The 22,415-nt window shown below is 60.6% G+C and carries 19 protein-coding genes and 1 tRNA gene; 3 read left to right on the forward strand and 17 right to left on the reverse strand.

Translation table 11 applies throughout. The annotated features are described in order from the left end of the window. Nucleotides 1–40: 40 nt before the first annotated feature. The 3 genes from JK232_RS20665 to JK232_RS20675 form a co-directional block, all read right to left on the reverse strand. Entirely contained in the window at nucleotides 41–1,681 is a 1,641-nt protein-coding gene (locus JK232_RS20665) for a PTS transporter subunit EIIC (RefSeq protein WP_072932686.1), read from the reverse strand. 501 nt (nucleotides 1,682–2,182) lie between these two features. Then, nucleotides 2,183–3,457: a beta-ketoacyl-ACP synthase II gene (gene fabF, locus JK232_RS20670; RefSeq protein ID WP_212589641.1), complete on the reverse strand. Its 1,275-nt coding sequence runs from the start codon at nucleotides 3,455–3,457 to the stop codon at nucleotides 2,183–2,185. After that, nucleotides 3,454–3,981 carry a winged helix-turn-helix transcriptional regulator gene (locus JK232_RS20675; protein WP_241506109.1) on the reverse strand — a complete coding sequence of 176 codons (528 nt, stop codon included), beginning with the start codon at nucleotides 3,979–3,981 and terminating at the stop codon, nucleotides 3,454–3,456. Before JK232_RS20675 ends, fabF begins: the two co-directional genes overlap by 4 nt. 166 nt (nucleotides 3,982–4,147) lie before the next feature. Between JK232_RS20675 and JK232_RS20680 the strand changes: the two genes are divergently transcribed. Next, nucleotides 4,148–4,783: a glutathione S-transferase family protein gene (locus tag JK232_RS20680; protein WP_101828982.1), complete on the forward strand. Its 636-nt coding sequence runs from the start codon at nucleotides 4,148–4,150 to the stop codon at nucleotides 4,781–4,783. 23 nt (nucleotides 4,784–4,806) lie between these two features. On the opposite strand, the gene JK232_RS20685 is transcribed toward JK232_RS20680, so the two are convergent. The 12 genes from JK232_RS20685 to xerD form a co-directional block, all read right to left on the reverse strand. Continuing rightward, on the reverse strand, nucleotides 4,807–4,986 hold the full coding sequence (locus tag JK232_RS20685) for a hypothetical protein (RefSeq protein ID WP_072932692.1): 180 nt from the start codon (nucleotides 4,984–4,986) through the stop codon (nucleotides 4,807–4,809). 42 nt (nucleotides 4,987–5,028) lie between these two features. Beyond that, nucleotides 5,029–6,096 (reverse strand): class I mannose-6-phosphate isomerase, encoded by a 1,068-nt coding sequence (locus tag JK232_RS20690; protein WP_212589642.1) that lies wholly within the window; start codon nucleotides 6,094–6,096, stop codon nucleotides 5,029–5,031. An 18-nt stretch (nucleotides 6,097–6,114) separates the two neighbouring features. After that, the gene (locus tag JK232_RS20695) at nucleotides 6,115–6,972 is read right to left on the reverse strand and encodes a glucose 1-dehydrogenase (protein WP_072932696.1); all 858 of its coding nucleotides are present in this window, start codon (nucleotides 6,970–6,972) and stop codon (nucleotides 6,115–6,117) included. A gap of 203 nt (nucleotides 6,973–7,175) precedes the next feature. Beyond that, complete coding sequence (locus JK232_RS20700) at nucleotides 7,176–8,324, reverse strand: O-antigen ligase family protein (protein ID WP_246538759.1); 1,149 nt, start codon at nucleotides 8,322–8,324, stop codon at nucleotides 7,176–7,178. Nucleotides 8,325–8,440: 116 nt separating this feature from the next. Continuing rightward, nucleotides 8,441–9,622: a putative lipopolysaccharide heptosyltransferase III gene (gene rfaQ, locus JK232_RS20705; protein WP_338086338.1), complete on the reverse strand. Its 1,182-nt coding sequence runs from the start codon at nucleotides 9,620–9,622 to the stop codon at nucleotides 8,441–8,443. 476 nt (nucleotides 9,623–10,098) lie between these two features. Further along, a tRNA-Gly gene (locus JK232_RS20710) sits at nucleotides 10,099–10,172 on the reverse strand. A gap of 105 nt (nucleotides 10,173–10,277) precedes the next feature. Continuing rightward, nucleotides 10,278–13,427 (reverse strand): chitinase, encoded by a 3,150-nt coding sequence (locus JK232_RS20715; RefSeq protein WP_212589644.1) that lies wholly within the window; start codon nucleotides 13,425–13,427, stop codon nucleotides 10,278–10,280. Nucleotides 13,428–13,594: 167 nt separating this feature from the next. Beyond that, on the reverse strand, nucleotides 13,595–15,112 hold the full coding sequence (gene lysS / locus JK232_RS20720) for a lysine--tRNA ligase (protein ID WP_072932700.1): 1,518 nt from the start codon (nucleotides 15,110–15,112) through the stop codon (nucleotides 13,595–13,597). A 9-nt stretch (nucleotides 15,113–15,121) separates the two neighbouring features. After that, a protein-coding gene (gene prfB, locus JK232_RS20725; protein ID WP_101828979.1) for a peptide chain release factor 2 occupies nucleotides 15,122–16,220 on the reverse strand; the annotation gives its coding sequence in 2 pieces (ribosomal slippage) (nucleotides 15,122–16,144 and nucleotides 16,146–16,220; 1,098 coding nt in all). A gap of 129 nt (nucleotides 16,221–16,349) precedes the next feature. After that, nucleotides 16,350–18,077 carry a single-stranded-DNA-specific exonuclease RecJ gene (gene recJ / locus JK232_RS20730; protein WP_246538761.1) on the reverse strand — a complete coding sequence of 576 codons (1,728 nt, stop codon included), beginning with the start codon at nucleotides 18,075–18,077 and terminating at the stop codon, nucleotides 16,350–16,352. Nucleotides 18,078–18,103: 26 nt separating this feature from the next. Further along, nucleotides 18,104–18,811, reverse strand: coding sequence for a bifunctional protein-disulfide isomerase/oxidoreductase DsbC (dsbC, locus tag JK232_RS20735; protein ID WP_072932705.1), 708 nt, complete (start codon nucleotides 18,809–18,811; stop codon nucleotides 18,104–18,106). Nucleotides 18,812–18,852: 41 nt separating this feature from the next. Further along, nucleotides 18,853–19,758, reverse strand: a complete 906-nt coding sequence (xerD, locus tag JK232_RS20740) for a site-specific tyrosine recombinase XerD (RefSeq protein WP_101855003.1) — start codon at nucleotides 19,756–19,758, stop codon at nucleotides 18,853–18,855. A gap of 120 nt (nucleotides 19,759–19,878) precedes the next feature. Between xerD and fldB the strand changes: the two genes are divergently transcribed. Further along, nucleotides 19,879–20,397, forward strand: coding sequence for a flavodoxin FldB (gene fldB, locus JK232_RS20745; RefSeq protein ID WP_072932709.1), 519 nt, complete (start codon nucleotides 19,879–19,881; stop codon nucleotides 20,395–20,397). Nucleotides 20,398–20,475: 78 nt separating this feature from the next. Here the strand turns inward: fldB and JK232_RS20750 are convergent, their stop codons facing one another. Further along, nucleotides 20,476–20,934 carry a protein YgfX gene (locus JK232_RS20750; protein ID WP_072932711.1) on the reverse strand — a complete coding sequence of 153 codons (459 nt, stop codon included), beginning with the start codon at nucleotides 20,932–20,934 and terminating at the stop codon, nucleotides 20,476–20,478. After that, nucleotides 20,915–21,181, reverse strand: a complete 267-nt coding sequence (gene sdhE, locus JK232_RS20755) for an FAD assembly factor SdhE (RefSeq protein ID WP_072932713.1) — start codon at nucleotides 21,179–21,181, stop codon at nucleotides 20,915–20,917. The genes JK232_RS20750 and sdhE overlap by 20 nt, the downstream gene beginning before the upstream one ends. 229 nt (nucleotides 21,182–21,410) lie before the next feature. Between sdhE and ygfZ the strand changes: the two genes are divergently transcribed. After that, nucleotides 21,411–22,406 carry a tRNA-modifying protein YgfZ gene (gene ygfZ / locus JK232_RS20760; protein ID WP_072932794.1) on the forward strand — a complete coding sequence of 332 codons (996 nt, stop codon included), beginning with the start codon at nucleotides 21,411–21,413 and terminating at the stop codon, nucleotides 22,404–22,406. Nucleotides 22,407–22,415 lie beyond the last annotated feature (9 nt).

Raw genomic sequence — 22,415 nt, forward strand, 5'->3', positions numbered from 1 at the left:
ACGGCGGCCAGATGGCCGCCGTTTCTGTTTGTGCCGCGCTTTACGCCGTTGCGCCCAGCGCCACTTTCACCTGATTGGCAATCTTCTCCACCTGCGGGCCGTAAATCACATGCACATCATGTTCAGTGACCCGTTTCACGCCATGCGCGCCGGTGGTTTTCAGTTTGTCATCCAGCACCTGCGCCATGTCATTCACCTTCACCCGCAGGCGGGTAAAGCAGCAATCCACTTGCAGGATATTGGCCACGCCGCCCAGCCCGTCGATGATCACCTGTGACTGGTCACCCGCCGCCGGTTTGGTGCCGACCGCGGCGGTGGTGCCGGTAGCCGGTTGTGGGGAGTTGGTGACTTCGCCCAGTTCGCCTTCGCTCTCGCGCCCCGGGGTTTCCACCCGCATTTTCAGGATAACCCAGCGGAACGAGAAGTAGTAAAGCGGCGCATAGACAGCCCCGAGGATCAGCGCATCCCACCAGTGGGTACGCGCGCCGCCCAGCACGCCGAAGATCAGGAAATCGATCGCCCCGCCCTGCACGTTACCGATCATCACATCCATTATCTGCATCAGCATAAACGACAGCCCGGTCAGCAACGCATGGAGGATGTAGAGCACCGGCGACACGAAGATAAAGCAGAACTCCAGCGGCTCGGTGATGCCGGTGGTAAACGAGGCCAGCGCCCCCGCCATCATCAGCGCCTTGACCCGCTCTTTGTGCTGCGGCCGGGCGGTGTGGTACATCGCCAGCGCCGCCGCAGGCAGGCCGAACATCATCACCGGGATTTTGCCCTGCGCCAGGAAGCGCGTGGCTTCCCGCGTGATCTCATCCGGGATGGAGCCGGGTGTCGAGAGCGCAGCGTTGAAGATGTTCAGCGCGCCGACGATGCTCTGGCCGTCCACGGTGGTCATGCCGCCGATCGGCGTGAAGCGCACGGTTTCATTGATGATGTGGTGCAGGCCGGTCGGGATCAGTAACCGCTCCGAGGTGGCATAAATAAAGGTGCCTACCTCCCCGGTTTTGCCGATAAGCTCCCCGACCCACAAAATACCCTGCGCCACCGCAGGCCAGATCAGCGCCATCCCGACCCCGACCAGCGGCAGCACCAGCACGGTGATGATCGGCACAAAACGCCGTCCGCCGAAGAAGGCAATCGCCGTCGGCAGGGTGATGGTATAGAAGCGGTTATGCAGCAGCATCACCACCAGCCCGGTGATCACCCCGCCCAGTACGCTCATGTTGTAAGTGAAAATACCGAGCGTATTGGTGAACTCGGCGGCGTACATCATCGCTTCCGTTTGCGCCATGCCCTGCCCGGTCAGATGCGCCACCGTGGTGGTGGCCGCCGTGATGCCCTGCGCCTTCAGGCAGAAATTGACCCCGACATGCAGCGCGATAAAGCCGATACCGGCCGCAAAGGCCGCTGTGGCTTTCTCCGCATTGGCCAGCCCCATCGCCGTTGCCACGGCGAAAAACAGCGGCAGGTTGGCAAACAGCGCCCCGGACACCGCCCGGATGAAGCCGATCACCAGCTGTGGGTAACGCATGTCATTGAAGGCATCCCCGGTGATCGCCGGGTTCTGTAAGGCCGCTGCCAGCCCGAGAAAAATCCCGGCGGCGGCAATCACCGAGATGGGCGTCATCAGCGCCTTACCCAGATCATGGATTTTGCTGCTGAGCTTGATCATGTGCCGAACTCCTTGAGGCAGGGTGAAAATTCGTACTTTGAGTAAAGTCACGAACCCCGGCGTTGTATAGACAGCATCGGCCAGAGTATGAGGGTGGTCACATTTTCACCGCTCCGGCTGCCGGCCGGTTTGCCTGGCAAATTCGCCGCTTTTGGCACCAGGTTGCGCGTACAGGGCAGATTTTTCCCCTGTGTTCCCGGCAGGAAATCAGAGATGCACGTCATTCGCCTGCTTATCGTCAGCGGCCTGATTAATTACCTTTCAAGAGAGCGCGTGTATGTCACCTTTCCCGGCTATTTCCGGGATGGCTGAATCGCGGTGGCGCGTGATGCCCCTGCCAGGAAGATGGGCCGGGCCACGGGGGGCCAGAGGTTTTGCGGGCTGGTCATGCAGCAGCGCGGCCCGTTACCGGCCGCGCTGCGTGTGATTAACCCACCGGGCTGACGCCGGCGGGCTGGTGTTTACGGGCTGATGTGTACAGACAGAGGTGGGCGGGAAACGTCAGTCCGTCCAGCGTTTGAAGATCACGCTGGCATTGACGCCGCCGAACCCAAACCCGTTGGAGAGCGCGTACTCCATCGCCATCGGCCGTGCTTCGCGCCCGATCAGATCCACCCCTTCGGCGTCCGGGTCCGGGTGCTCCAGGTTGCGGGTCGGCGGTGCAATCTGGTCACGCAGGGCCATCACCGTGAAGATCGCCTCAATGCCGCCCGCCGCGCCCAGCAAGTGGCCGGTAGAGGATTTGGTCGAGGTGACCGCGATGCGGTTTTCAGTGCCGAACAGCGCCTTGATCGCCGCCAGTTCGCCGCGATCGCCGACCGGCGTTGAGGTGGCGTGGGCATTCAGGTGCTGCACCTGGTGCGGTTCAATCCCGGCCTGGCGCAGCGCGATGCTCATCGCACGCCGTGCGCCGCTGCCGTCTTCCGGCCCGGCGGTGAGGTGGTAGGCGTCTGCGCTGGTGCCGTAGCCCACCACTTCCGCCAGCGGTGTCGCGCCGCGTGCCAGCGCATGTTCCAGGGTTTCCACCACCAGCACCCCGGCCCCTTCGCCCATCACAAAGCCGTCACGCGCGGTATCAAACGGGCGGGACGCCAGTTCCGGCGTGTCGTTGAAGCCGGTGGAGAGCGCCCGCGCGGCGGCAAAGCCGCCGAGGCTGACGCGGTCAATGGCTGCCTCACTGCCGCCGCAGATCACAATGTCCGCCTCGTTATTACGCAGCAACCGCGCCGCATCGCCAATCGCCTGGACGCTGGCCGCGCAGGCCGCGACCGGGGTGCCCAGCGGGCCTTTAAAGCCAAACGCCATCGAGACGTGACCGGCGGCCATGTTCGCCAGAAAGGCGGGTACGGTAAACGGCGACAGACGGCGCGGACCGCGCTGTTCGGTGGTGGTCACCGCGTTGGCAATCGCCGGGAAGCCGCCGATACCGGAGGCGATGACGGTGGCGGTGCGTTCACGCTGCGCGTCGGTCTCCGGCTGCCAGCCCGCCTGCGCCAGCGCCTCTTTGGCGGCACCCAGCGCGAAAGTGATAAAGCGGTCCATCTTCTTCTGCTCTTTGACCGGCACCGCCTGATCCACATCAAACCCGGCTTCCGGGTCTTCAGCGAGGGTCGGCACTACGCCGCCGATTTTCACCGGCAGATCGGCCACCACCTCTTCCGCCAGCGGCCGGATACCGGACGCCCCTGCCAGCAGGCGTTGCCAGACCGGCCCTACCCCACAACCCAGCGGGGAGACGATCCCCATGCCGGTCACGACAATGCGTTGCAAACTCATGGTGTGTTCTCCTTTGTGGCTGAATCAGCCTGATGCTGTGCGGCAGCCCGCGCGAGTCGGGCAGCCATTTTCCCATCGGCTGCCGGGCCTGCCACCAGCTGGTGGGTAGCCAGGCTGATGGGTTTCTGGTGAACCTGATCAAACAGTGTAGGTTCCACCAACGTGCCGGTCGTGCGCTCCGCCAGCAAAATGCTGGCCCCTTCCGGCGAGAAATGGGTATTGCCCCACTGCAACAGCGTGAACAACACCGGCTCCAGCCCGCGCCCGGCGTCGGTCAGCCGGTATTCATAGCGCAGCGGCCGGGTGTTGTAGGGGTGCTTTTCCAGCAACCCGTTTTCGACCAGTGTTGCCAGCCGGCGGCTAAGGATGTTCGGCGCAATCGCCAGGCTCTGCTGGAACTCATCAAAGCGGCAGAGCCCGTGGAGCGCATCGCGGATAATCAGCAGGCTCCACCACTCACCGACGCGCTCCAGGCTGCGCGCAATCGGGCAGCGCTCCCCGCTTAAATTTTTGCGTTTCATCATTACCTCACTTGCATAATGAAAGTCACTTTACCGGAGTCACTTGCATTATGCAATTTACTGCACTGGGGAAGCCGTTGCGGCTGCCGGGTGAAATCTGCCCCGCCCGCCTTGCGCCGCGGCCACCCCGGCTGTTACGGTGGATTCACTATTCTCAGAGGTGTGCACCATGAATTATGTTCTTTTTTATTCGCCGGGTTCGACCAGTATGGCGGTGCACTGGATGTTGCTGGAGTTGGGCGTGCCGTTTGACGCCGTGTGGGTCAAGTTACATGAGGGTGAACAGCATTCGCGTGAGTACCGCAAAATCAGCCCGTTGGGCCGCGTCCCGGCGCTGTTTGTTGACGGCGAAACGGTGTGTGAGTCCAGCGCGCTGCTGATGCTGCTGGCCGAGCGCCACCCGGAGGGCGGGCTGGCCCCGCTGCCGGGCAGTGAGCACCGTGCGGTGTGGCTGGAGACGATGATCTTCTTCGCCAATACGCTGTTGCCCGCGATGCGCGACTGGTTTTATGCCGACCAGGATGGTGCGGCTGAACTGGCCCCAACCGTGCGGCAACGGGCTCAGCAGCGGATTGAACAGGCGTGGGAAACCCTGGATGCCCAACTGAGCCGCAACGGGGAATATCTGGTGGGTGATGCCCTTTCCACGGTGGATCTTATGGCGGTGATGCTGATGTACCGGTCACGCGAGATGGCCAGACCGGCGACACAATGGCCGCGGCTGAAGGCGTATGCAGAGCGGTTAACTGCGCGCCCGGCTTACCAACAGCTCCGGGCGCGCGAGGCCCTGTCCGGCTGGCTGTAACGCCACCGGCTCAGGGATAAAACTCAGGGAACCGGCACCACGGAGATGATTTTCACCTCTTTACCGCCGGTTTTCTGTTTCGCCTGCTCCAGCACTTCCGGGCTTTTGTCCGTGAGTTCCTGTTCACTCACGATAACCAACTCTTCCGCACTGGCATGGCTGCCGTCCTGACGCTCAAAGACCACTTTATAACTGGCGCTCATATCTGCTCCTTTGGTTAGCTTGTTTACGGGCGGCGGCCGCTGTCAGCGCCGCTCATCCCACACATCTCCCAACAACCGGATGGTCTGGTCGTCACACCCTTGTGCACGCAAGGGTGCACGCACCTCGTTTTCCAGATCCGGCACATACCCCACCAGCACCTCGCCGGGGCCGTGGAACGTCACCTGTTTCAGGGCCGCCGGCAGCAGCAGGCTCTCTGCCCGCTCCAGCGGGTAGCGCTCGCCATTGGCCTCCAGTTCGCACGGCTCGCCGATGTTAGACACCAGCCGCACGCTGCCGAAGGTGTACGCGTATTCCGACGCGATGCGCCAGCGCTCCAGCGCAAAATAGGGCCCGGCACAACACATCACCCGTCGGCAGGCGGGCGTCTCTTCACGCAGCAGGCCCGGATACGGCAATGACACCAGCGCCGGGCGCAGTTCGTCGAGCAGCGCGTCGATGTTTTTCTCCTGGGTTGCCCTGGCAAGGCGCGAGCCATCCTCCATGTTCCACGGCATCGCATGCTGCTGAATGTTGGAGGTCTGCTCGATCTCATAGATCAGCGTGTCCGGCCCAAACGAATGCAACATGCCGCCCGGCACATAGAAGGTGTCCCCGGCGCGTACCGGGTAGCGGTACATCACCGCATCGTAGTCGCCGTCGAGCAGCGCACTGCGCAGCGTCGCCCGGTCAACGCCCGGTTTGACGCCCAGCAGGCAGGTCGCCCCTTCTGCCGCCCAGAGGATGTGCCACGCCTCGGTTTTGCCGTTTGGCTGGCCTTCAAGCCGGGCCGCGGCCTCATCATTGGCATGCAGGTGCACCGGCAACATCCCGTTGCCGTCGATAAACTTGGTCAGCAACGGAAAATGGGGGCCGCGCCAGCCGGGCGCGACCAGATGATCGGGATAACGTTCGGTGAGTTCACGCAGGGTCTGGCCGGCCAGTTCCCCGTTTTTCACCGTGGCGATCATGCCGTCAACATCGCTGACCTCCCAGGTTTCAGCGATACGGCCGTCCGGCAGCCCTGCCTTGCCCAATTTTTCCCTGATGTTATGCCCGCCAAAAATATGGGTGGCGAGCGGCAGGGTCAGCGATAAAGGATAAGCCTTCATGCGTACCTCCCGCTGTTATCAGATAATGGGCTGGCCACCTGTCACGGCGATGTTGGCACCGGAGATGTAGCTCGCTTCGTCGCTGGCCAGCATCACATATGGTGCAGCCAGTTCGGCCGGTTGCCCGACACGTTTGATCGGCATGGCGCTGCCCAGTTCTTTGACCTGATCAGCCGGCATGGTAGCCGGGATAAGCGGCGTCCAGATCGGGCCGGGGGCCACGGTGTTGGAGCGGATGCCCTTTTCAGCCAGCAACTGTGCCAGGCTGCCGGACATATTCAGGATGGCAGATTTTGTGGCGGAGTAGGCCACCAGCATCGGTTTCGGCTGGTCAGCGTTGATCGACGTGGTGCTGATGATCGAACTGCCTTGCGGCATATGCGGCACGGCCGCTTTTACGATGCGGAACATCGCATAGATGTTGGTTTTCATCGTGCGGTCGAACTCTTCCTCGCTGATCTCATCCAGCGACTGGCGCACCATCTGGAAGGCGGCGTTATTCACGATGATGTCGATACGGCCAAACGCTTCTACCGCTTTGTCGACCACGGCGCGGCAATGCTCGGCTTCCGTTAAATCACCCGGCACCAGTACCGCTTTCTGCCCGGCCTCTTCCACCAGCCGTGCGGTGTCTTTGGCGTCTTCATGCTCGTTCAGATAGGAGATCAGCACATCTGCCCCTTCACGGGCGTAGGCAATCGCCACCGCCCGGCCGATGCCGGAGTCACCGCCGGTGATAATGGCTTTTTTGCCCGCCAGGCGGCCGGAGCCTTGGTAGCTGGTTTCACCATGATCCGGGGCCGGTTTCATGTCAAAAATGGTGCCCGGTACGGTTTGCTGCTGTTCAGGTTGTGGGGGAGTAGGACGGTTTGTCATGGGTCTGTCTCCTGTTATCTGACGGCGAATCTCGCCTGAGAATGGGGGCCAGGCCGCAGCCTGACGCTAAAAATTCGATATACCTCACACGGTTATGCAAAGCGTTACGCTGTTTTCAGTATAGTGCATTGACACAGATTGCAAGGCGGAAGGGGGAAATAAGGGGACGGGGTAACAACCAGGGCACAGAGGAAAAGCGGCGCTCACGGCGCCTCTTTCTCCCTTGCTGTGGCGGCTCCCGGGCTGACAGTTCTGCCGGCAGTGCGTGCTTGTTTTGCGGCGAGCATTGCCGTCAGAATCACAAACAGGTGCCCTTCCGCAGAATCCAGCAAAAAGGCATTAAACAGATGGCAGCCCATATAGCTGGCCAGCACCGCCAGCAGGACATTCTTTGCACCCGGCGCACAGTGCCACGCTGACTGAGCGAACCTGAACATCCATAGCAGAAAGAGCATCAGGCCCACGGCGCCGCACTGCACTGTATCCAGCAGATATTGGTTATGCGGGTTATACACCATGTAATGAATATCTGCCCGGCCATAGCTGAATGCGCCTGCACCGTGGCCCAATAAAGGTGCCTGCCGGATTAACTGCGCAGAATGCAGAATAAAGACCAGCCGCTGCCCCATCGAACTTTTACAGGCAAAAAAGGCGGCGTCGCCGGAGGAGGTCAGGCAGCGTTGAATCTCCTCTACCCCCAGGCTCAGCCGCTCAGCAGCCCGGTTAGGTACCGTAAACAGCAAGCAGATTGCCATACAGGCCGCCGCCACGCTGATCAATGCCTGACGCGGCCGCAGTGACAGTAATAACCAAATACCGCCACCTGCCGCCAATGCCACATACCCTGTGCGACCCTGCACCATAAACATCACGTTGCCTCCGGCAAACAGCGCCAGCAGCAGGTAAGCAATGCGCCTGCGGCCATGGCTTTGCCGGGCGTAGTCCAGCCAAAAGATCAGTGACAACGCCATAAAAAAGTTCTGCGTAATATGCAGTTTAAACACGGTGGGATTAACCGGGTTAATCCATAAGGGGAGCAGGTGAAAAAGCCCTCCCAGCAGGCTCAATCCCAGAATGATCCCGTTTGCCAGCAAAAACCCCCGGATAAAAGTGGTGCTTAACTTGAGGTGCAGCAGAAAAAACAGTGCCAGCGGCAGCACGTATAACAGCTTTTTATATTTTCCCACCATCACAGGCCCGTAAACGTGCGAAGAAACCAGCAACGACAAGGCCAGCAGCACAAATATCAACGCCGGTAACCAGACCAGTGGCTGCCGCGCCAGTCCACGCCATGACACCCTGTCACGGGTCGTCAGCACACAAAGTGCAGCCAGCACCAGTGCGATATTCATCAGCAAATTGGATACCGGCAGAGAGAACCCAAGCAGCCCTGCGGCCGCATACCGCAGCGTTTGCCGCTCTGTACAAAGCGGCCGGGCAGGCATAGTCATCACATTCATTTTTTATCTCACACGGTCAGCACGCCGGCGCGGCGACGGGAAGAAACAGCGGGCAACGCCGGCACCAGCCACTGATCCACAGCCCGGATCACGTCACTGACCGGGATCGCGTCCAGATAGCGCTCCGGCGTGGCGGTATCAACCTCATCCGGCCGCGGCAGCGGCCGGTAATCGCCAGCCCACAGCAGCGTATGCGGTGCCTGCCAGGGGTGCCATTGCGCGACATTACTGGGGCCAAACAGCACCACAGAGGGCGTAGAGAGCGCCGCAGCCATGTGCATAGGTGCGGAATCCACGCCGATAAACAACCGGGCGCGGCTAATCACTACCGCCAGTTCCGGCATTTCCAACCGGCCCGTCAGGTTTACCACATGTTCGGGCGATGTCAGCCCGGCCAGAATGGCGGCAGCCTTTTCACCCTCTTCCTGCGAGCGCCCGCCGGTTAATACGATACGTCGCCCCTGACGGGAAAGGTGATTGATCAGCGCAGAGAAAGCCGCCGTTGACCAGGTTTTGAATGCCCAGCGTGCGCCGGGGTGAATCAGTACATAGTCCCGCAGATGGTAGCGATGCAGCAGCCGGTCGATATAATCTGCATCCTCCTTCCGCCAACACATACTCACCTGCGTATTAAGCGGCGAAATCGCCAAAGGCTGGAGCACAGAGAGATTATTTAGCACCGTATGGTGCTGGTGATAGCCGTGGGTATCAACTAATTGGTGATGGCATTTGCGCCAGAATATGTTATTTCTCCTTGGCCAGCGAAAACCGAGACTGAATGCCGGTTTAAGTAACAGGCAATAAAGGGCTGCGCGCCACTGATCGGAAAGATTAATAACCAGATCGTAGCGCATTATACTCAGACTATTCCAGAGTGCTTTTTCGCCTCGCCATTGCGCTTTAACCCCCTGATGTTTTAACTGCCGGTCTACGGTATAGCACAGATAAACATCCTTATTTCCCGCCAACATTACCTCCGTGCCGTCATAAACTAAGACATTTATTACTCCGTGGGGATAATGCATTTTCAATGTGCGTAAAAGCGGCGTCATCAGCAGCACATCACCAAAATGACGTAACTTAATGACCAATATGTTTTTTATTTCTTGTGAGGGTAACGAGGCACTGAGACACCGGACAGTCTCCGCACCCTGCGCCTCTGCGCGCCATTTTCTCTGCATTATCGCCATCACTGATTATGAATAATCACGCCTCTCCTATAAATCATAAATATAAGAAGCCGCGCCAGGATTAATTAAACCCCGCCAATTGAAGGAAACCATAAAATAATGACACCAGAATATTCTGAGCGATATTAACCAAGCCAAAACGATAAAGATAATTGGTTGTACAGATCAATATCTGGCAAACCGATCGGTAAAAACGATCAATATTTTTTGAAATAGTCTTGAGATGATATTATTACAGCAGGATTTATACGTTAACACTTCACCTGAAATTAAATAATAATTAATTATCTATAAAATGAAATGCACTTTTTAGCAGGGGATAAAGCAATGACCGGAAGCTTTTCAGGGGGTGTTACTCTTTTTTTAGGGATTTGGCACAAATTGCCAGCGGATAACAACAAACGAATCAGCCGTATTTGCAGCCTTGCTATCACTGGGTTTGTCAGAATTTCAGAAGGTGGTGCCGGAAGTGTTTTTGGAGCGGGTGAAGGGAATCGAACCCTCGTATGCAGCTTGGGAAGCTGCCGTTCTACCATTGAACTACACCCGCGTCGGTGTGCGTTGGGCATTATAACCCTAACTCGCTGAGTGACAAGCAGTAAAACACCGCCAATTGGCGGTGTTTTGAGCAGTCAGTCCATTTTGGTATAAAAACCTATTTCGCAAAGTAGCAGGGTGCCTGGTAGTAGGCGCGCATTTTCTCTGCCAGCCAGCCGCCGTCGTCACCGTTGGAGTGGATAGTGGTGATGCTGACCGTCGAGCCGCCGCCCCACAATATCGAGAAGATGTTGTAGTCCGGCAGGTTGTAGACCTGCTGCTGCGACCAGTCGTAGCCGTTGTCACGTTGCAGGAACTCCCCCACCCGGCTGACGCCATAGTTCACCGGGTTTATCGCCGTGTTGCGCAGCCCGGCGTAAATCGTGGACACCTCCTTGCCGATGCGCTCGTCGCCCATAAAGAAGGTGCCGCCGGAGGCAAAGTGCGTGCTGGGGATCAGGCTGGTGCCCTCCTCTTCCGTCGGCATGTGGCCGCCGGGGATCTGCCAGATCATCGCCGGTTTGTTCAGCCCGGCCGCGGTGTATTTCACCAGCTTCAGGTAGTTGAGCCAGCTTGACGCGTTCCAGCCGTAGTGCGCCAGCGCGTCCGGGCTGAAGCAGTCACGTTCGAACTTATCAAACACAATGAAATCCGGCGCGTACTGGCCCTGGTAGACACGCAGTTCGTTGATGAAATCCACCACCGCATTGGCATGTTCGCGCGCGTCCACGTTCTCCCGCAGCACCCAGTCGGCGGTGCCGGTCGCCCAGACGTTGGTCTGCCAGCCAAACGGCACATCCGGCGCAAAATGCCGCACGATAAAGTTAATCGCCTGCAGGTAACCGTACAGATCATCACTGAAGGTCGGCAACAGCGGCGTGCTGAACCGCAACAGCGGCTGGAGATCCCGTACTGCACTCTGCAACAGGCTGTTGACCTTCACGCTGCCCAGCCCGCGCACCACCATGTATCCATGAGGCTCCTGCTGCATCGCACCAAGGAAATCGGGGTTCAGCACAAAGGTCACCGGTACCGGGTGCGCCGCGTCTTTGTAACTCTGCGCCGCCACGCACTGGGTGATAAAGCTGCCGAAATGGTTGCGCAGCCGCTGCTCATCCTGGAGATCCGGCAGGGCGCTGCCGCCGCTGGCGTTGGCGGTGTACACCACCATCACCGGCATCACCGGGCGGTTCGCTTCCTGCGCAATTTTACGGGCGACGTCACAGGTGCGGTGCACCGGCAGGCTGTCGAGGTCGAGGTAGCCGTCGCCGTTTTTATCCACTTCCGCCGCCGGGATCGGGTCACCGCCGCCGTCAAAGCCGTCATATTTGAAAATGGCGCTGACCGGCACGCCGCTGTAGGCCGTGACGGAGGCATTGGCGTTGACCGTCACGCCGCCGTGGGCCAGGTAATCGGGCCAGCCGCGTACCTGCAGTTCCACCCCCTGTTCAAACGCCAGTTGCAACGCGGCGTTGCCGGCCGACACCGTGACCTTTGCCCCGCGTACCGGCAGATAACTGCGGCCGTTCAGCGTCAGTTTCTCGGCGCTGATGAGGTAATCGCCCGCCGCCAGCGGATAAGGCACCGCCAGCTTGCCTGTGCCGTTCAGGGTGAAATAGTACTGGGTCGTGCCGTCCGGGCTTATCAACGAGACGTTAAGTTTATGGCTGCCGGAGGGCAGCCCACCGGCCTGAAGCGTGGCCTTGATCATATTGCCGGTATTGAGCCGCCGGGTCTGGTAGTCCACGGTAACCGGCAGCACGTTGTTTTTATTCGGGATAAACGAGGTCAGCGCCGTCAGGCCGGAGAACTCGGTGTTGTTGATGCTGGTGGTGATGATTTTTACCTGGCAGGCCACCTGATGCGTCAGTTTGTTAATGGTCAGCGGCGTGCCGAATGTCAGGCGATGGTCGCCCGCGACCGTTTGCCCGGCCTGAGTCAGCGTAATGCCGATGTTGCCCTGTTTGATGCTGTTGTTGCTCATCAGGGAGAGCGCGGCAGACGCGAAAATCCGTGGCGGATGGTAGGCCAGCGTCGCATGGTAAGGCGAATTACTTGCTGACAGCGTGATCGTGAGCTGCGGCTGTTGCGGCGTCAGGCTCGCTTCCTGGTTCTCCAGCACCGGCAGTTGCAGGCTGTAACGCCCATAGCTCAGGCTTTTGATGCGCTGCGCACTGTTCCATTGCAGGGTATGCGTCTCGCGGTTGCCTTCGGGGTCCGTCAGGATCACCTGCGGCGGCGGGAAACCGGCCAGCGGGCTGGCGGGGGTGGCGATCACCAGTTCACCCTGCCGTGCCGGGTCATTGACCAGCGTGACATGCACGTCGCCCAGTGTGACCGGGGTCTGGGTGGCACTCAGGCTGAAGCTCAGGGTGCCGGTGGCACCGGGGGCGAGGCTCATTTTGCCGCCCGACGGCAGCACCAGCGTGTTTTTCTCCAGCGGCCAGCCACCGTCACGCGTGACGGTGGGCGCGGTGCCGGAGAAGAGTGTGCCGCTGAACGGGCTGTACTCATCGGGGTGGCCGGTGGCCATAAACTCAATTTTTGCCTGCGCCAGGTCAATCATCTGTTGGCAGGTATTGGTGAGGGTGAAGGTGACTTTCTGGTACCAACTGTTCGAGGAGAGCCCGCTGACGCTGACGGCCACGCTGGCCTCGGCCGGGTTGCCGCTGGGGGTTGGCGGCGTGATGGGCGTCTCTTCATCCGGCTCGTCCGGCAAGACGGGTTCCTCCGGCACGGCCGGCTCGTCCGGTAACGCGGGTTCATCCGGTAACGCGGGTTCATCCGGTAACGCGGGTTCATCCGGCAACTCCGGCAGGAAATCGTCGGCCGGCGGCTGCTCCTCAGGCTCGGCGGGCGCGTCCGGCTCCGCAGGCGCTACCGGCCCGCTGGCTTCGCCGGACGCCAGCGTCAGCGTCCAGTGGCTCACCTCAAACGGGATCTGGCTGGCCGCCAGGTTGAACACCAGCGTGCCCTGCTTTCCCGGTGCCAGCAGCAGCGGCCCGCCGTTATCCAGCACCACCCGGCTGTGTTTCAGCGGCCATTCATCGATAAAGGTGATATCCGGCGTTTTGCCGGGCATCAGGCTGCCGCCCACCGGCGCATAGTGGTCGATGCTGCCGTTGGCGGTAAAACAGAGCTCGGCCTGATTGAGATCCAGCGGCTGCGTGCCGCGGTTGCTGAAGGTCAGGGTGGCCGGCTGGTACCAGCTATTGACGTCAATTGCGCTGGCAGCCAGATGCAGGCCGGACGGTAGTTGTGTTGCCATGATGTGCCCCTTGTCTGAACGTGTCTGACCAGCGTCACACTAAGGCACTGTTATTCCTATCATTTAGCCCATAACAAAATATCAGGCCTGGTCATAACACATCACTCACGCCAGATAACAGGCATAAAAAAGAGCGCCGGAGCGCCCTTTCAGAACAGAACAGCAGGTTATTTCTGCGGGCGCATCGCCGGGAACAGAATCACGTCGCGGATGGTATGGCTGTTGGTGAACAGCATCACCATGCGGTCGATACCGATGCCGAGACCCGCGGTCGGCGGCAGGCCGTGCTCCAGTGCGGTGACGTAATCTTCGTCGTAGAACATCGCTTCGTCATCACCGGCATCTTTGGCATTCACCTGCTGCTGGAAACGCTCCGCCTGATCTTCTGCATCGTTCAGCTCCGAGAAGCCGTTGCCGATTTCGCGGCCGCCGATGAAGAACTCGAAACGATCGGTGATCTCCGGGTTTTCGTCGTTGCGGCGCGCCAGCGGCGAGACTTCCGCCGGGTATTCGGTGATGAAGGTCGGCTGGATCAGGTGGCTTTCAGCGGTCTCTTCGAAGATCTCCGTGACCACCCGGCCCAGGCCCCAGCTCTTCTCGACCTTGATGCCGAGGGAGTGGGCAATGGCGACGGCTTTGTCGAAATCATCCAGGTCGGCCAGGTTGGTTTCCGGGCGGTATTTCTGGATCGCTTCTTTCATCGTCAGCTTGTCGAACGGCTTGCCGAAATCGAACTCCTGCTCGCCATACGGCACCACGGTGGTGCCCAGCACGCTCTGCGCCAGGGTGCGGAACAGGTTTTCGGTCAGGACGATCAGGTCACGGTAATCCGCGTACGCCATGTAGAGTTCCATCATGGTGAACTCAGGGTTGTGGCGCGGGGAGACCCCTTCGTTACGGAAGTTACGGTTGATTTCGAACACGCGTTCGAACCCGCCGACCACCAGGCGCTTCAGGTAGAGTTCCGGCGCGATACGCAGGTACATGTCGATGTCGAGCGCGTTATGGTGGGTGATGAACGGGCGCGCTGACGCACCGCCCGGGATCACCTGCATCATCGGCGTTTCGACTTCCATGAAGCCGTGCTCCACCATGAAGGTCCGGATGCCGGACATGATCTGCGAACGCACCTTGAAGGTGTGGCGCGATTCATCATTGGCGATCAGGTCAAGGTAACGTTGGCGGTAGCGGGTTTCCTGATCGGCCAGGCCGTGGAATTTGTCCGGCAACGGGCGCAGGGCTTTGGTCAGCAAACGCAGTTCGGTACAGTGGATCGACAGCTCGCCGGTTTTGGTTTTGAACAGCGTGCCGCGTGCGCCGATGATGTCGCCCAGATCCCACTTCTTGAACTGCTCGTTGTAGACGCCTTCCGCCAGATCATCACGTGACACGTAGATCTGAATCTTGCCGCCGACATCCTGCAGGGTGGCGAACGACGCCTTGCCCATAATGCGGCGGGTCATCATCCGGCCGGCGACGGTGACTTCCACACCCAGGGTTTCCAGCTCGTCGTTCTCTTTGCTGTCATACTCTGCGTGCAGGGTGTCGGAGGTGCTGTCACGACGGAAATCATTCGGGAACGCCACGCCTTTTTCGCGCAGGGCGGCCAGCTTTTCGCGGCGCGCCTTCAGTTCGCTGTTGAGTTCCTGCGCCTGATCTGCGCCTTGGGGTTGTTGCTCAGACATTTTGGTTCCTTATAACCCGGCTTTCAAACTTGCCTCAATGAATTTGTCCAGGTCACCGTCCAGCACGGCCTGGGTATTACGTGTCTCAACGCCGGTGCGCAGATCCTTGATGCGGGCATCATCCAGCACATAAGAGCGGATCTGGCTGCCCCAGCCGATGTCAGATTTGTTCTCTTCCATCGCCTGTTTCTCAGCATTTTTCTTTTGCATCTCAAGCTCATACAGCTTCGCCTTCATCTGCTTCATCGCTTGATCTTTGTTTTTATGCTGGGAGCGGTCGTTCTGGCACTGGGTGACCGTGCCGGTCGGAATGTGGGTGATACGCACCGCGGATTCCGTCCGGTTAACGTGCTGGCCGCCCGCGCCGGAGGCACGGTAGACGTCAATGCGCAGGTCTGCCGGGTTGATCTCGATATCGATGTCCTCTTCCACTTCCGGGTAGACGAACGCGGAGCTGAAGGAGGTGTGGCGGCGGCCGCCGGAGTCAAACGGGCTTTTACGCACCAGACGGTGAACGCCGGTCTCCGTGCGCAACCAGCCAAAGGCGTAGTCGCCGATGATCTTGATGGTGGCGGATTTCAGCCCGGCCACGTCACCGTCGGATTCTTCGATGATTTCAGTCTTGAAGCCTTTGGCCTCGGCCCAGCGCAGGTACATACGCACCAGCATGCTGGCCCAGTCCTGGGCTTCGGTGCCGCCGGAACCGGCCTGGATGTCCAGGTAGCAGTCGGCGCTGTCATATTCACCGGAGAACATGCGGCGGAACTCAAGCTGTTGCAGCTTGCCGTCCAGCCCGTCCAGCTCTTCAACCGCTTCGTTGAAGGTGTCCTCGTCCTCGGCTTCCACCGCCAGCTCCAGCAGGCCGCTGACATCTTCCAGCCCCTGGTTCAGCTGGTCGAGGGTCTCGACGATCGCTTCCAGTGAGGCGCGCTCTTTGCCCAGCGCCTGGGCGCGTTCAGGCTCGTTCCAGACGTCGGGCTGTTCCAGCTCGGCGTTTACTTCTTCCAGTCGCTCTTTCTTGGCATCGTAGTCAAAGATACCCCCTCAGGACCGCTGTCCGTGCAGACAGGTCCTGAATTCGATTTTTTACCGGATTAATTTCAAACATGGTTTTTAAGTCTTACGTTAGTGTCGCAGATGACGGAATGCCATTCGAACCGGTAATTCTAGCGGATCTGGCTGCCGGTTTATAGCAAGTTGCGCCGATTTCTGGCGCGCTTTCCCGCCCTGCGGCCGCTCAGCGCGGCCACAGATGCTGGATTAATAATTGCACGTTACGGTTGCCGCGGAATTCATTGACGTCGAGCTTGTACGCGAGCTGCACTTCACGCACGCTGCTGTCGGGCCAGAGGGTGGTGTCGATGTTGAACGCGATGCCGTCCAGCAGCGGGCCGCCGCCCAGCGGCTCCACCATCAGCTTGAGGTGGCGCTCACCCACCAGCCGCTGTTGCAGGATGCGGAACATGCCGTCAAACGTCGGCTCCGGGAACGCCTGCCCCCACGGCCCGCCTTCACGCAGCAGTTCGGCGGTGTCCAGCGTCATCTGCTGCGGCGCGAGTTCACCGTCTGACCAGACCACCCCTTCCAGCTGGCTTGGGTCGAGCCACTCGCCCACCAGTTCCGCAAAGCAGTCGCGGAAGCGCTCAAACTGCGCCTCCTCCAGTGACAGCCCGGCCGCCATCGCGTGGCCGCCGAACTTCATCATCAGGCCGGGGTGCAGGGTGTCGAGCCGTTCCAGCGCATCGCGCATGTGCAGCCCGGCAATCGAGCGGCCGGAGCCTTTCAGCACCCCCTCGCCCGCCGGGGCAAAGGCGATCACCGGCCGGTTGAAGCGCTCTTTGATGCGCGAGGCGAGAATGCCGACCACGCCCTGATGCCACTCCGGGTGGTACATCGCCAGCCCGTAGGGCAGCTCGGTGGTGGTGCGCTCAAGCTGGTCACACAGCACCAGCGCCTCAGCCTGCATCCCCTGTTCGATCTCGCGCCGCGTCTGGTTCAGCGCATCAAGATCGTTGGCCAGCGCGCGCGCCTGCCCGATGTCGTCACTGAGCAGCAGCGCCACGCCGATCGACATATCATCCAGCCGCCCGGCCGCGTTCAGCCGCGGCCCGAGGCCGAAACCGAGGTCGCTGGCCGCCAGGGTGCGCGCCTCACGCCCGGAGACTTCCAGCAGCGCACGGATGCCGGGGCGGCATTTCCCGGCACGGATGCGGTTCAGCCCCTGGAACACCAGGATGCGGTTGTTGGCATCCAGCGGCACCACGTCCGCCACCGTGCCGAGCGCCACCAGGTCGAGCAGCTCCGCGAGGTTCGGCTCTTTCAGGCCGCGCTGGGCAAACCAGCCGGCGTCACGCAGCGCACTGCGCAGCGCCAGCATCAGGTAGAACGCGACGCCGACCCCAGCCAGGGATTTCGAGGGGAAATCGCAGTCGGCCAGGTTCGGGTTGATGATCGCCTCTGCTGCGGGCAGCGTCTCGCCCGGCAGGTGGTGATCGGTGACCAGCACCTGAATCCCTTTCTGGTGCGCCAGGTCAACGCCCGCATGGGAAGAGATGCCGTTGTCGACGGTGAGGATCAGCTCCGCGCCGCGCGCCGCGGCCTGTTCCACCACTTCCGGGCTGAGGCCGTACCCGTCATCGAAGCGGTTCGGCACCAGATAATTCACCTCGCTGCCGCCCATGCTGCGCAGCGCCAGCACCGTCAGCGCGGTACTGGTGGCGCCGTCGGCATCGAAATCACCGACCACCATGATGCGCCGCCGGTCAGCCAGCGCCTGTTGCAGCAGCGCGACCGCCCGCTCAATACCGCTCAGTTGCTGGTAGCTGAGCAGGCCGCGCACGCCGCGCTCCAGCTCCTGCGGGGCACGGACGCCGCGCGCGGCATAAAGCCGGCGCAACAGCGGGTTGAGGTCTGCGGGCAGGCCGTCGGCCGGGGCCGCCTCACGGCGGCGGAGGGTTGTTTGCATGATCACTCAGGGCTTACCACCGTTCTTTAATTTTGTGCGGATTTCTGGGCATCCAGCATCGCGGCCATCTCTTTTGGCGGCTGGTAACCCGGCACCATACTGCCGTTTTCCAGCACGATAGCCGGGGTACCGGAGACGCCGAACTGCACGCCCAGCTCAAAGTGGCGGGCGATGTCAGTGTCGCAGGTCGCCGGGGAAATGGCCTCGCCGCGCATGGCGTCATCAAACGCTTTCTTGCGGTCAGCGACACACCAGATGGCCTGCATCTTTTTCTCGGTCACCGAGTCCAGCCCCTGGCGCGGGAACGCCAGGTAGCGCACGGTAATGCCCAGATCGTTATACTCTTTCATCTGCTCATGCAGCTTATGGCAATAGCCACAGGTGATGTCGGTAAACACCGTGATCACGTGTTTCTGTTGGGCGGCTTTATAGACGATCATCTCCGGCTCAAGCTTGTTCAGCTTGTCCAGCAGCAGGCGGTTGGTGATGTTGACCGGCTGCTTGCCGCTGACGTCATACAGCGGCCCCTGCACCATGTAACGGCCATCGTCCGTGGTGTAAAGCACGCCATTTTCAGTGAGTACCGTTTTCAGCCCGGCCACCGGCGCAGGCAAAATCTCAACATGCTGCACGCCCAGCCCTTTCAGGCTGGCTTTGATGGCGGCATCGTCCGCCTGCGCGCTGCCGCACAACACGGCGGTCAGCAGTGCCAGCGACACAAAATGGTTTTTCATGGTCAGTTCCTTGTGCATATCCTGATGGGTTCACCCGGCACTCAGGCGCGGGGGTGATGCTGTTGGTGAAGCTGTTTCAGCCGTTCCGTCGCCACATGGGTGTAAATCTGGGTGGTGGAGAGATCGCTGTGGCCCAGCAACATCTGTACGACCCGCAAATCCGCACCGTGGTTCAGCAGATGGGTGGCGAAAGCGTGGCGCAACACGTGGGGCGACAGCCGCTCACTGTCAATGCCGGCAAGGATCGCATAGTGCTTGATGCGATGCCAGAAGGTCTGGCGCGTCATTTTCTGGCTGCGGTTGCTGGGGAACAGGATGTCGAGCGCCTGGCCGTTCAGCAGCCACGGGCGGCCAAACTCCAGGTAATTCTCCAGCCAGTGCACGGCCTCTTCGCCCAGCGGCACCAGCCGCTCCTTATTCCCTTTGCCGATCACCCGCACCACGCCCTGCCGCAGGCTGACGTCGCTCAGCGTCAGCCCCACCAGCTCCGAGACGCGCAACCCGGTGGCGTAGAGCAGCTCCAGCATCGCTTTGTCGCGCAGTTCCAGCGGGTTTTCGGTGCTGGGCGCCTGCAACAGCGCCTCGATTTGCGCCTCGCTGAGATCTTTCGGCAGCCGCTGCGGCAGCTTGGGTGACGAGAGCAGCGCTGTCGGGTCATCGCTGCGCTGCTTTTCACGGTAGAGGTACTGGAACAAACGGCGCATGGCGCTGAGCAGGCGCGCCGAGCTGCTGGCCTTGTAGCCGCCCTCCACCCGCTCGGCCAGAAACGCCTGTAACGCCGGGGCATCGGCGCTCAGCAGCCCGGCCTGATGGTGATGCAGCCAGGCGGCCAGCGCCTGGAGATCCAGACGGTAGGAATCAAGGGTATTCTGTGCCAGATTGCGCTCCAGCCAGAGGGCATCAAGAAACTGTTCAATCAGGCTGTGATCGTGCTCATGCTCTGTCACACCGGCTCCCGGAATGAGGTGAATTCGCCCGCCATTATGCCTTATCGCCGGGCAAAATAGTGGGGCAAATCTGATACACTCACCTTATCTGCAATTCAGTAACCAAATGGCAACATAAAGATGAAGATTGGTCTGTTTTACGGTTCAAGCACCTGTTACACCGAAATGGCCGCGGAAAAGATCCGCGACATCCTGGGCGAGGAGCTGGTTGACCTGCACAACCTGCGCGATGCCGACCCCAAACTGATGGAAGAATACCCGGTACTGATCCTCGGCATCCCGACCTGGGACTTCGGCGAAATCCAGGAGGACTGGGAAGCCGTCTGGAACCAATTGGTGACCCTGAGCCTGAAAGGCAAAATTGTCGCCATGTACGGCATGGGCGACCAGCTCGGCTATGGCGAATGGTTCCTGGATGCCCTCGGCCTGCTGCATGACCAGCTGAAACCGAAAGGCGTGCATTTTATCGGCTACTGGCCCACCGAGGGCTTTGAGTTCACCAGCCCCAAAGCCGTGACGCCGGACGGCAAACACTTTGTCGGGCTGGCGCTGGATGAGGTGAACCAGTATGAGCTGAGCGACGAACGCCTCCAGCAGTGGTGCGAACAGATCCTCGAGGAGATGGCCCCACTGCTGTAACACTGTTCAGGACTGTAATCCCGTTCAGGACTGTAACGCCGATCAGGACTGTAATCCCGTTCAGGTCTGTCATGCCGTTCAGGGGCTGTGGTTGTCGGCCCCGTGCGGGGCGCTGCCCTGCTGGCGTGCATAGAGGCAAAGGTGCCGCCACGCCGCGGGCGTCAGGGCGTCTGAGGCGAGCCACAGCCGTTGGCGGCGGCGCTGCCAGAACGGCAGGCGCGTGCCGTCCGCCAGCGGTTGCAGCGTCAGGATCATGCCGCTGCGCATCAGCCACGGCGGGCGCACCACCAGCCATTCACGCTGTTTCCAGCGCAGGTGCGCAGGCGCCAGAAACACCATCTCCCCGTGCCGCGCCGAGATATTTTTCTGGCTGCGGATGCACTGGAACACCAGCAGCACCACCAGCGTCAGCCACACCAGCAGGTAACCTTCCGGCCACGGGGCCAGCAGCACCAGCAGGATCAGCCCGCCATGCAGGAACAGGGAGAGTAATTGCGTCCGCCAGGAGACCCGGATATCACATCGCCACTGGGCCACGGTCTTTATTTCGCGTCTGAATCAGGGTAACCATGCGCTGCAATTCATTGTCCTGCGGCGCGCCGTGATTCATCAGCCAGTTGAACAGATCCGGATCGTCACACTCCAGCAGGCGGACGAACAGCTGTTTGTCCGTCTCGTTCAGGGTGTCATATTCGTGTTCAAAGAACGGCATGATGGCGATATCCAGCTCGCGCATACCGCGGCGGCATGCCCAGTGAATGCGTGCCTTGTTGTTAATATCCATGTGTTTTACCGGCCTTTTCTGTCAGGGGAGTGCATCAGTTTAAATTGATTTTAACATTCTGCACGCGCGGCGACGTAACAATTCGGCACATGCCGGAAAAAGAGTCTGCAACCCCTTGCCGGGCAGCAGGGTTCTGCGCAGCGGATGCCACGAATACCTGTTGCAATCCCCTGAGCCTCTTTTACCATTAAGGCAAACCCTTATGGCCCTCTACCGGCAGGAACCTTATATGGCGTATACCACCCCGTTTCCCCCACAAAAACCCTCGGCGTCCTCCCATCTGCCCCTGACCCTGATCTCCCTGGAGGCGTGGGCGCTGGTGACGGTGGCCGGTGCTGACACCGTCAGTTACCTGCAAGGCCAGGTCACGGCCGATCTGGCGTCACTGGGCACTGACCAGCATGTGCTGTGCGCCCACTGTGATGCCAAAGGCAAAATGTGGAGCAACCTGCGGCTGTTCCCGTACGGTGACGGCTGGGCCTACCTGGAGCGCCGCAGCGTGCGTGACAGCCAGCTGGCTGAGATCAAGAAGTACGCGGTATTCTCCAAAGTGACCTTTGCGGCCGACGATCAGGCGGCGCTGCTGGGCGTGGCCGGTTTCCAGGCTCGCGCCGCGCTGGCCGGGCTGTTTGATGAGCTGCCGACGGCAGAGCACCCGGTGGTGCACGCCGGCGACTCCACGCTGCTGCACTTCGCCCTGCCTGCCGAGCGTTACCTGCTGGTCACCACCCCGGAAAAAGCCGGGGCGCTGATGGCAAAACTGGGCGAACAGGCGCAGTACAATGACAGCGAACAGTGGCTGGCGCTGGACATCGAGGCCGGTTACCCGGTGATCGACAGCGCCAACAGCGCGCAGTTTATCCCGCAGGCCACCAACCTGCAGGCCCTGCCCGCGGGCATCAGTTTCAGCAAAGGCTGCTATGCCGGGCAGGAGATGGTGGCGCGCGCCAAATACCGCGGGGCAAACAAGCGTGCGCTCTACTGGCTGGCCGGGCAGGCAGCGCGCGTGCCGGAAGCCGGGGAGGACCTGGAGATGCAGATGGGCGAAAACTGGCGGCGCACCGGCACGGTGCTGGCGGCCGTTCAGCTCAGCGACGGCAGCCTGTGGGTACAGGTAGTGATGAATAACGATCTGGCCCCGGAGAGCGTGTTCCGCGTGCGTGACGACGCCTCCGGCACCCTGTCTATCCAGCCGCTGCCCTATTCCCTGGCCGAAGAGAAATAACAGGTTGGC

This window comes from Nissabacter archeti (genome assembly GCF_018257325.1).
Lineage (GTDB): Bacteria > Pseudomonadota > Gammaproteobacteria > Enterobacterales > Enterobacteriaceae > Chimaeribacter > Chimaeribacter arupi.

Coding starts and splice junctions, on each gene's coding strand:
- JK232_RS20680 (WP_101828982.1), top strand. CDS start 4,148: ATGAATTATGTTCTTTTTTATTCGCCGGGTTCGACCAGTATGGCGGTG.
- JK232_RS20695 (WP_072932696.1), bottom strand. CDS start 6,972: ATGACAAACCGTCCTACTCCCCCACAACCTGAACAGCAGCAAACCGTA.
- rfaQ (WP_338086338.1), bottom strand. CDS start 9,622: ATGGCGATAATGCAGAGAAAATGGCGCGCAGAGGCGCAGGGTGCGGAG.
- ygfZ (WP_072932794.1), top strand. CDS start 21,411: ATGGCGTATACCACCCCGTTTCCCCCACAAAAACCCTCGGCGTCCTCC.
- lysS (WP_072932700.1), bottom strand. CDS start 15,112: ATGTCTGAGCAACAACCCCAAGGCGCAGATCAGGCGCAGGAACTCAAC.
- dsbC (WP_072932705.1), bottom strand. CDS start 18,811: ATGAAAAACCATTTTGTGTCGCTGGCACTGCTGACCGCCGTGTTGTGC.
- fabF (WP_212589641.1), bottom strand. CDS start 3,457: ATGAGTTTGCAACGCATTGTCGTGACCGGCATGGGGATCGTCTCCCCG.
- JK232_RS20700 (WP_246538759.1), bottom strand. CDS start 8,324: ATGAATATCGCACTGGTGCTGGCTGCACTTTGTGTGCTGACGACCCGT.
- recJ (WP_246538761.1), bottom strand. CDS start 18,077: ATGCAAACAACCCTCCGCCGCCGTGAGGCGGCCCCGGCCGACGGCCTG.
- JK232_RS20685 (WP_072932692.1), bottom strand. CDS start 4,986: ATGAGCGCCAGTTATAAAGTGGTCTTTGAGCGTCAGGACGGCAGCCAT.
- JK232_RS20690 (WP_212589642.1), bottom strand. CDS start 6,096: ATGAAGGCTTATCCTTTATCGCTGACCCTGCCGCTCGCCACCCATATT.
- fldB (WP_072932709.1), top strand. CDS start 19,879: ATGAAGATTGGTCTGTTTTACGGTTCAAGCACCTGTTACACCGAAATG.
- JK232_RS20665 (WP_072932686.1), bottom strand. CDS start 1,681: ATGATCAAGCTCAGCAGCAAAATCCATGATCTGGGTAAGGCGCTGATG.
- JK232_RS20675 (WP_241506109.1), bottom strand. CDS start 3,981: ATGATGAAACGCAAAAATTTAAGCGGGGAGCGCTGCCCGATTGCGCGC.
- JK232_RS20715 (WP_212589644.1), bottom strand. CDS start 13,427: ATGGCAACACAACTACCGTCCGGCCTGCATCTGGCTGCCAGCGCAATT.
- sdhE (WP_072932713.1), bottom strand. CDS start 21,181: ATGGATATTAACAACAAGGCACGCATTCACTGGGCATGCCGCCGCGGT.